This window comes from candidate division WOR-3 bacterium (genome assembly GCA_039804025.1).
Classification (GTDB): domain Bacteria; phylum Hydrothermota; class Hydrothermia; order Hydrothermales; family JAJRUZ01; genus JBCNVI01.
This window is the reverse complement of sequence record JBDRZP010000040.1, coordinates 1-8,611: the sequence shown is the minus strand read 5'-3', so window position 1 is coordinate 8,611 and position 8,611 is coordinate 1. Positions and strand designations below refer to the sequence as shown.

The 8,611-nt window shown below is 32.1% G+C and carries 12 protein-coding genes and 1 CRISPR repeat array; all 12 genes read left to right on the top strand.

From position 1 onward, the window contains the following. Window positions 1-445: type III-B CRISPR module-associated protein Cmr5 (cmr5, locus tag ABIN73_10080; protein ID MEO0270074.1), on the top strand; the 445-nt coding region annotated here is incomplete at its 5' end. Then, window positions 442-1,299 (top strand): type III-B CRISPR module RAMP protein Cmr6, encoded by an 858-nt coding sequence (gene cmr6, locus ABIN73_10075; protein ID MEO0270073.1) that lies wholly within the window; start codon window positions 442-444, stop codon window positions 1,297-1,299. The genes cmr5 and cmr6, both read left to right, overlap by 4 nt. An 11-nt stretch (window positions 1,300-1,310) precedes the next feature. Continuing rightward, window positions 1,311-2,132 (top strand): putative CRISPR-associated protein, encoded by an 822-nt coding sequence (locus tag ABIN73_10070; GenBank protein MEO0270072.1) that lies wholly within the window; start codon window positions 1,311-1,313, stop codon window positions 2,130-2,132. 1 nt (window position 2,133) lies between these two features. Then, entirely contained in the window at window positions 2,134-3,537 is a 1,404-nt protein-coding gene (csa5, locus tag ABIN73_10065) for a type I-A CRISPR-associated protein Csa5 (protein ID MEO0270071.1), read from the top strand. Beyond that, window positions 3,527-3,817 (top strand): nucleotidyltransferase family protein, encoded by a 291-nt coding sequence (locus ABIN73_10060; GenBank protein ID MEO0270070.1) that lies wholly within the window; start codon window positions 3,527-3,529, stop codon window positions 3,815-3,817. Before csa5 ends, ABIN73_10060 begins: the two co-directional genes overlap by 11 nt. Window positions 3,818-3,918: 101 nt before the next feature. Further along, on the top strand, window positions 3,919-4,905 hold the full coding sequence (locus tag ABIN73_10055) for a DevR family CRISPR-associated autoregulator (GenBank protein MEO0270069.1): 987 nt from the start codon (window positions 3,919-3,921) through the stop codon (window positions 4,903-4,905). Further along, a complete protein-coding gene (gene cas5 / locus ABIN73_10050) occupies window positions 4,905-5,651 on the top strand; it encodes a CRISPR-associated protein Cas5 (protein MEO0270068.1) in 747 nt (248 codons plus the stop codon). The genes ABIN73_10055 and cas5 overlap by 1 nt, the downstream gene beginning before the upstream one ends. Before the next feature lie 69 nt (window positions 5,652-5,720). Beyond that, window positions 5,721-5,819: a hypothetical protein gene (locus tag ABIN73_10045; protein MEO0270067.1), complete on the top strand. Its 99-nt coding sequence runs from the start codon at window positions 5,721-5,723 to the stop codon at window positions 5,817-5,819. A gap of 10 nt (window positions 5,820-5,829) precedes the next feature. Next, window positions 5,830-6,153, top strand: coding sequence for a CRISPR-associated protein Cas4 (gene cas4 / locus ABIN73_10040; GenBank protein MEO0270066.1), 324 nt, complete (start codon window positions 5,830-5,832; stop codon window positions 6,151-6,153). Beyond that, window positions 6,150-6,887, top strand: coding sequence for a CRISPR-associated endoribonuclease Cas6 (gene cas6, locus ABIN73_10035; protein MEO0270065.1), 738 nt, complete (start codon window positions 6,150-6,152; stop codon window positions 6,885-6,887). Before cas4 ends, cas6 begins: the two co-directional genes overlap by 4 nt. Continuing rightward, window positions 6,878-7,141 carry a CRISPR-associated endonuclease Cas2 gene (gene cas2 / locus ABIN73_10030; GenBank protein MEO0270064.1) on the top strand — a complete coding sequence of 88 codons (264 nt, stop codon included), beginning with the start codon at window positions 6,878-6,880 and terminating at the stop codon, window positions 7,139-7,141. Before cas6 ends, cas2 begins: the two co-directional genes overlap by 10 nt. Continuing rightward, a complete protein-coding gene (cas1b, locus tag ABIN73_10025; GenBank protein MEO0270063.1) occupies window positions 7,138-8,133 on the top strand; it encodes a type I-B CRISPR-associated endonuclease Cas1b in 996 nt (331 codons plus the stop codon). The genes cas2 and cas1b overlap by 4 nt, the downstream gene beginning before the upstream one ends. Window positions 8,134-8,295: 162 nt before the next feature. Beyond that, window positions 8,296-8,595: a CRISPR direct-repeat array (repeat unit 31 nt; unit sequence GTTTTGAGCCTACCTATGAGGGATTGAAACT). Window positions 8,596-8,611 lie beyond the last annotated feature (16 nt).

The following is an 8,611-nucleotide window of genomic DNA, read 5'->3' as shown; positions in this document are numbered from 1 at the left end:
GGATGGCAAAATAACAAAAGAAAAAATAGAAGAAATTTTAAATAATCCTGAAAATTATGCTTTAAAAGAGAAAGAACTCACTTCTAAAGAAGAAAAAGAGATTTTAAAGCAATACAAAAGTTTACTCAAAGATTATCGCTCCCATATCCGTAAAATTCCGCAGATGATTCTTTCAAATGGGCTTGGTCAAACCCTTGCTTTTGTTTATGCAAAAAAGGAAGAGGGAAATGCCTACGATTTAATCTATAAACAACTAACTGATTACCTAAAAAGTGATTCAACCGCCAGAATAAAAATGCCAGAAAATCAAAATGAGCTCATTGAATGGGTTATTTCCCTTGACTCATATAACTACAGGTATGTAACAGAAGAAGTTCTTGCCTTCTTAAATTGGCTTAAGAAGTTTGCTGAGGGGATGATTGAAGGAGAAGGGGGAGAAGAATGAGTGTTAATTTTTCAATAAGTAATTTAGGTAATAAATATTTGCCAAAAGATACTTTTAATGTATTCTCAACCATATCGTCATTTTCCGAGGAAAATAACTTCTTTTATCTTTTCAATTTTCCAAAAATCATAAATTGGAAAATAAGAATAAATGAAGATATCCAAAGATTTAAATGGGATCAAAATTTCTTAAAACAGATTACGACAAGAAAAGATAAAATGATTGAGAAGCTACAGAAATCTGGATTTAATTGTAAATCAATATCTGCCTTCTGTCCATGGCGTCTTGTAATTGGTCTTGGTGCTTCCCATCCTCAGGAGACTTCAATGACACTTCATCATATTTATGGAATCCCTTATATCCCTGGAAGTGCTGTAAAGGGTATTACAAGACACTGGGCTGTTTTAAAATTTGCTGAAGAAAAAACTAAAATAGAGAATAAAAGTTTTAAAGACTCAATTGATGAAGTTGCCAAAGCTTTAGATACCGGAAATGATTTAGGTTTTTCCCTTGATAATATAGACTTTAAAAAAGTTATTGAGATCTTTGGCACCCAGAAACAGGCAGGTAAAGTAATTTTTATGGATGCCTATCCTGTTAATAACATTAATTTAAAAATTGACATAATGAATGTTCATTATCCTGAATATTATTCCGGAGATAAACCGCCAGCTGATTGGCAGAATCCTGATCTTATAAAATTTTTAACTGTTGAAAAAACAAAATTTCAATTTTGCTTACTTTCCCGTGAAAATAATTTATTAAATATAGCAGAAAGATTACTTAAAGAGGCATTAAAAGAACATGGTATAGGTGCCAAAACAGCTTTAGGATATGGAATTTTTGAAACTTAGGAGGAATAAAAATGAAGGAGTTTCATATTATAAGTAGCGGTGTATCCATTTTAACTAATGCTCAAAGGGCAGGTATATTACCACAGGATAAAAAAGTGGCAGATGAAGATTATTGGGAAATGTTATTACGAAATCCGTCAGAGATCAATAAACTTAAAGAGTTTGTTAAACATGACCCATATAGAAACTCGGCGGAATTGAATACTTTTTTAAGAGTGGTTAAAGATAAAAATCCCGAAGAAATTGAAGTTTATCTCTTTGGGACAAAGACAAGTTCAAATGAACTGTGCAGAAGAGTAATAGAAGCATATTTGAAGGAATTAGGTTTTAGGTTGTATACCCCTATTGAAGTAAGTGGATACTTTTGGGAGGCAAAGTTTGATGAAAAATATGCTATAGATGAATTTAAGCGGGGTATTTCTGAGCTCCTTGATAGATTAATTTATCTTGCAAAAAGGAAAAAAGAAGAGGGTTATAAGGTTTATTTCAATCCAACAGGAGGGCTTAAAGCCCATGTGATTACTACAGCTTTGGCAGCATTTTTAGTAGAGGCAGAAGTGTATTATATGAATGAAGAGTTTAATGAGGTGGTATTTATGCCTTCACTTTTTTACATTCCAAAAGGTAAAGAGGTTGAGATTTTACGAAGGTTATCTATTATTAAGTATTTATCTGGTAAAGATGCAGAAAAATTGTATTTAGATACACCCAATGAAATAGAAAGATTACTCACTTATGGATTGATAACTGTAGAAAAGGATGAGTCTGACAGAATTTATCGCATAAAACTTACAGCAAAAGGAAAATTTTTGAATGAAAGATTAGGGGATTGAAATGCTAACCCTTTACACTCCAGCAACTGGTTTTCCTGATTTGGAAATTAAGATTGCCTATGGATTGGCAAGGGTTGCGATTGAGACATTCGGTGGGGAAAAAGTTACTATTAAAGATGAAGGTGGTTTTTACAAAATAAAGATTGATATAGAGGAATTTGACTTCAACACACTTAATAAAACCTTTAATTTCCTGTGCAAAAGATTACTTGCATCAATTTTTATACCATTTAATACACCAGGGATAACAAGTAGGAGTGCAGAGAGTATAAGTGTATCGGAAGAAGAAGCATTCTCTCTTAACATTTATAAATCAATTATCACTCTTGCTGAAAATAGGGAAAGAGAGAATTTTTGCAGGCATAGATTAAGAAAGACGGTCAGCAATGTGCTTGGCTTTACTGCCGCAGCAACTACGGGAGTTTTATGTAAAAGAGATGGAGTAGATATTACTTTTTACAGAGGCCAACCAAGAAGACCAACTAACCCCAGAGACATTTGCAAAACCTGTGGCTTGCTGGCACTTCTTGGTATATGGTATGCATCTTTTATTTTTAATATATCTGATAGGGAAGTAATAATCATTCCGGTCCCTAAGGAGGAAATTAGCGGCAATAGACTCCAAGAGGTCTTTGCTTTACAACACCAAATCAGAAAAGAAAGGTTTAATAGTAAAATTTCTCAAGTAGTTATTCCTCTTGTATTTTTATCTAAGATTCCATCTTCAGCAGATATTTTAAAAGGATTTGACTTATTTATAGCAGTATTGAGCCGCCAACAGGGTTATCATGTAGATGGCCTTTTTCTAATATCTATTGAGAATTACTTAAAATTTATAAGAGAGACACCTTATAATATTGCGGTAGTTGAAAATATATATAGGAAGGATGCATATGGAGCGCTACAGGAATTGAACAATGCTATTTATCACAAGAATAAATCTGCTCTTCTAAAATTTGCCCGTCTTTATGTTCAGGAAACATCACCCCAAAAGGGTGATTGGGTAAGTCTTTTATACCCAGAAACAACAAAATATCTTTTAAAGGAGGTGGCTATGATAAAAGAAGAAATTATTAAAAATACATCTTTGCTAAGTCTTGCAAAGACATTAAGATATTTTATAAAAGAAAGAAAATATGGATATGCGGATGCCATAAGAAATGCAAAAAGGGAATCTAAAGATTTTGAAGAAACAATAACAAAGATGTTAAGAGAAGGAAGATTGCGTTTGGAACAAAAAGAACCTATACATCTTCCAACTGACTATGAGATCCAAGAAATTTTTAGACTTGCAAACGAGGATTTTGAATCTACTAAATTAGCCCTTGTGATGCTCGCCTTTTCTTTTCCATCAAAACCTGAAGAGAAGGATAAACCGATAAATACTATCAAAAATGAAAAATAAAATAATAAAGAAACTTAAAGAGCATCTTCCTGAGATTAAAAGCAGATTTAAGGTAAAAGAGATCGGTGTTTTTGGCTCACGAATAAAAGGTAAAGCAAAAAAAAGAAGTGATATAGATATTCTTGTTGAATTTGAGAAGGGCAACAAAACTTTTGATAATTATATGGAACTCAAATTTTATCTTGAAAATCTTTTTGGCTGCAAAGTAGATCTTGTCCTTAAAAGCGCCTTAAAAGAGGAGCTCAAACAGTATATTTTATCAGAGGTTATTTATGTCTAAACGTAATCCCGAGATTTTTTTAAAAGATATTCTGAAGAGCATCCAAAAGATACAAATTGAAGATATTTTAAAGGAGTTAAACAAAAAATAGGAGGTGAAACATGCTAAAATTTGTAACATTTGCAGTAAGGGTTCAATTAAATGTCCACGACCTCAATAATGAGGCAGTGGCAGGAAATGTAACTGATATAAGGATTATGGAGTTTCTTGATGAAAACGGCAATAGGGTTGAAGCACCAGCAGTATCAGGTAGGATGCTCAAACACTGGCATTATGAAGGGATGAGAAAGTTAGGCTCAGAGCAAGGCTTGCCTTTCTGTGATGCCTGTAAGATTGGTGAACCTGTAAGACCGGCAAAACTGGAAAATAATATTCTTTCTCATAAAAATGCTATTGTGGAAGGACAGGTGGCTGTTATTAAGAAATGTGCTATTTGTGATATTCACGGGTATCTTGCAGCAATTGCAGGAGAAGGAAAAAGAGGAAAAAAAGCATCTGAAGAAGAGGAGGAGCAAGAAAGTGTTTCTGAAAGAAGAAGTTCAAGAGTTATGTTTTCTTGGCTTATGCCTATTTTAGGTAGTGAGTCTCCTTCAAAGCAGGTTATTCATTCAAGAGTCAAAAGTGGAATTGACTTTGATGATAAAAAGCTTGTTTCTCAAATGCCATTCCACAAATCTTATGCTTCAGGCATCTATACCTTTGTTTCTGCTCTTGATGTGGATAGAATTGGACTTGTTGAATTAAATCTTGGAAGTAAAAATCCTTATGCAGTGGAAGATAATGACCGAAAAAAAAGAATAAAAGTTGCCATTGAAGCATATCGCCTGATGCTTTCAGGTCAGATAGGCGCGAGCCTTTCCCATGCCATTCCCCATGTAAATCCTGTAGAGGTTCTTGTGGCATATTCTGAAAAAGGACCATTGCCGTTTCCTGTTTCACCTATGTATTCAGATTATATTTCCAAAACAATAGGATTAATGCCTGAGGATGCGACCCTTCTTTACTGGGGAAGTGAAACCCCAGAGGGAGTTGTAAAAAAGAATAGTATTAATGATATCTTGGATGAGCTACTAAGCAAAATTGGATAATGAAGGCTCTGGTCTTTAATATAAGGCTGAATTCCCTGTATTCCATTAGGATTCCTTTTACATGGCAATCTGCCTTAACTTATCCAGTGCTACCACCTTCTGCTGTAATTGGGATGCTTTCTAATGCCCTTCAGCGCTATAAAAATGATAAGCACCCTTTAGAGTATCTTGAACTGATTGAAGATAAGATACTCTGGGCTGGTTCAAGGCTTCTTTTTCCCTGTGTTATTAAAAGTTACACAACTTCTGCTATTGTCAAGTGGAAGGATACACTTTCCGGGAAATTCACTAATGCCCTTGGCAGGCAGTTTGCATATTCGCGGCAGCTTCAGGTATTGACAATATTCAAAGATGATAGTTTTATAGATGACCTTATTAGAGCCCTTAAGAGAACTCCTCTTACCTGTGGTGATAGTGAATCCCCGTTTTTCATAGAAGATATAAATAAAAAGGAGGTAGAAGAAGATGTTGATAAATCAGAAATTAAAACAGAATATCCTTTCCCCTTTAAAGAGGATACAGAGATAATAGATGGGAAGGGGTTACTTTATTTAATGCATGAAAAATGTAAAAAAGAGAAAAATTTTCCTTTAAAGATGTATCTTGTCCCTATTGAGGAAAGGCAAAAAATTCTTTATCCCTCATTCATCACAATAAGAAAAAAGAAAGAGAGGATTTTAAAAATTCAGGATATAGGTTATATTATTATGGAAGACAATCCAAACCAAAAATTTAAAGGAGAGTAAATTTATGTAATGAATATAACATCTACTCTTATTTGGTATTATTTTATTTGCAAAAGAGAGGTTTGGTTAATGGGGCATGAAATCACACCCTTTCAGGATGATCCTTTTCTTGAAATAGGGAGAATTTTACATTCAGAAGTTTATAAAAGAGAAAAAAAAGGAAATTGAGACAGAGGGGATGAAGTTTGACATTATTAAATTGAGAGAAGGTAGTATTGTAATTGCTGAGATTAAAAAATCATCAAAATTTCTTGAATCAGCGGAAATGCAACTTTGTTTTTATTTATACAATCTTAAAAAAATAGGAATTGAGGCAAAAGGTGAAATAGTTATTCCAAAAGAAAAGAAAAAGATTGAGGTTGAACTTGACAGGGAAAGAGTTCTTAAACTGGAAAAGGCAATAGTTGAGATAAAAGAAATTTTAAAGATGGAAAAACCACCAGAAATTAGAAAAGTAAAATTTTGTAAAAACTGTGCTTATAGAGAATTTTGTTTCTCATGAGAATTAAGATAATATTAACAAATTCAAAGGAAAATAATATAAGGTTACCTTTGCATTACAATTATTTGATTCAGTCATTTATTTATAAAAATATAGGTGAAGAACTTGCTAAATTTTTACATGATGAAGGCTTTGAGTATGGTAAAAGAAAATTTAAGATGTTTGTTTTTTCAAGGATATTTTCAAAGGAATTTTATATTTTTAAAAAAGAAATAATCTTTGATAAGGAGATAAGTTTTTTTCTCTCATCTCCTTTAAATGAGTTTATTTCAAAATTTGCTGAAAATCTTTTAAAAAATCCTGAATTTGAAATTAATAGGAATTTCTTAACATTAAAGAGGATAGATGTGATTCAGCCCATTTTTCCAAGAAAGAAGGAAAAGATAAAGATGCTTTCGCCTCTCACATGTTATAGCACTTTATATAAAAAGGAGAGCAAAAAAACATATTATTATTCACCTTTTGAAAGGGAATTTGAGATTTTAATAAAGGAGAATTTGAGAAAGAAATTTGAAGCATTTTTCAAAAAGAGTTTTGAATTTGATTTTAAAATCCGACCTTTAGAAGTGGATAAAAATTCCGAAAAGATAATAAACTATAAAGGTACGGTAATTAAAGGTTGGCTTGGGACTTATGAAGTGGAATCAGAGCCAGAGATTATAAAATTTGCTTATGATGCGGGTCTTGGTTCAAAGAATTCTCAGGGATTTGGGATGTTTGAGATATGTATTTAATAATGGTTTATGATATTAACAAAGAGAGGGTTGCAAAGGTTTTGAAAATTGCGAGGAAATATTTGACATGGATTCAAAACTCTGTATTAGAGGGAGAGATAACAGAGGCAAAATTTTTAAAATTAAAATATGAACTTAGAAAAGTTATAAAGGAGGATGAAGATTCAATAGTTTTTTATATTTTTACAACAAAATTATATACTTCAAGGGAGATAATGGGAAAGGAAAAAGGAAAGGAGGAAATAATTATATGAAAAGAGCAATTTATATTTTTAGTGATGGAGAATTAAAAAGGAAACAAAATACATTATATTTTGAGAGTTCCTCAGGTGATAAGAAATATATACCCATTGAAAATACAGGAGAGATTCATTTATTTGGGGAAGTAAGCATAAATAAAAAACTTTTAATTTTTTTATCGCAGGAGGGTATTTTGTTACATTTTTATAATTATTATGGTTTTTATGAGGGAAGTTATTATCCAAGGGAACATTATAATTCTGGTGCATTAATTTTAAAACAGTCAGAGTTTTATTTAGATAATGATAAAAGATTTAGGCTTGCAAAGAAGTTTGTTAAGGGTGCTATTTTAAATATGATAAAGGTTTTGGAATATTACAATTTGAGAGGGGAGGATTTAGGAAGAGAAATAAAAAATATAGAAGAAATTTATGAAAGTTTAGAGAATTTTTCGTCAATTGAGGAGATAATGGCACTTGAGGGTAATGTAAAGGATATTTATTACAGAAGTTTTAATAAAATAATAAAGAAGGAGAATTTTTATTATACAGGGAGGGAAAGGAGACCTCCAAGGGACAAGTTAAATGCTTTAATAAGTTATGGGAATTCGCTTTTATACTCTTATGTTTTATCTGAGATTTATAAGACACATCTTGATCCAAGGATCGGGTTTTTACATGCCACCAATTTCAGGAGGTTTTCATTAAATTTGGATGTTTCAGAGATTTTTAAACCAATAATTGTGGACAGGTTAATTTTTAAATTAGTAAATAAGGGTATGATTCAGGAGAGGCATTTTATGGATGAAATGGGTGGTATATTTTTAAATGAAAATGGGAAAAAGATTTTTGTAGAGGAAATGGATAATAAATTGAGAGCAACAATAAAGCACAGGAAGTTAGGAAGGCATGTTTCATATAGAACTCTTATAAGGATGGAGTTATATAAAATAGAGAAGCATTTAATAAGTGATGAAGAATATGAACCCTTTGTTATGTGGTGGTGAGTCGTCCATGGTGAGTAATGTAAAAGTCTCAGGGGATGGACAAAAAGAAAAAATAAAATTTTTGTTTGAAATAGAGTGTTTTTTAATTTTATAATTTAAAAAATTAAATAAATTAAGGATTTATTTGAAAATCAAGTTTGGCTTTTATCAATAGGAAAATGGGTTTTGAGCCTACCTATGAGGGATTGAAACTGGGATAAATTTGATTAAGGGGTAATGGATAGGGTAAGTTTTGAGCCTACCTATGAGGGATTGAAACCCTCTCACTTCTACTCTATGTTGCAATGTTTTATTTGTTTTGAGCCTACCTATGAGGGATTGAAACTAAATAGGGCAATAAACTTCTAAAAAATAACTATTATGTTTTGAGCCTACCTATGAGGGATTGAAACTGGGTTAAATTTGATTAAGGGGTAATGGATAGGGTAAAAGTTTTGAGCCTACCTATGAGGGATTGAAACTCTAAGCCAGAAGATTA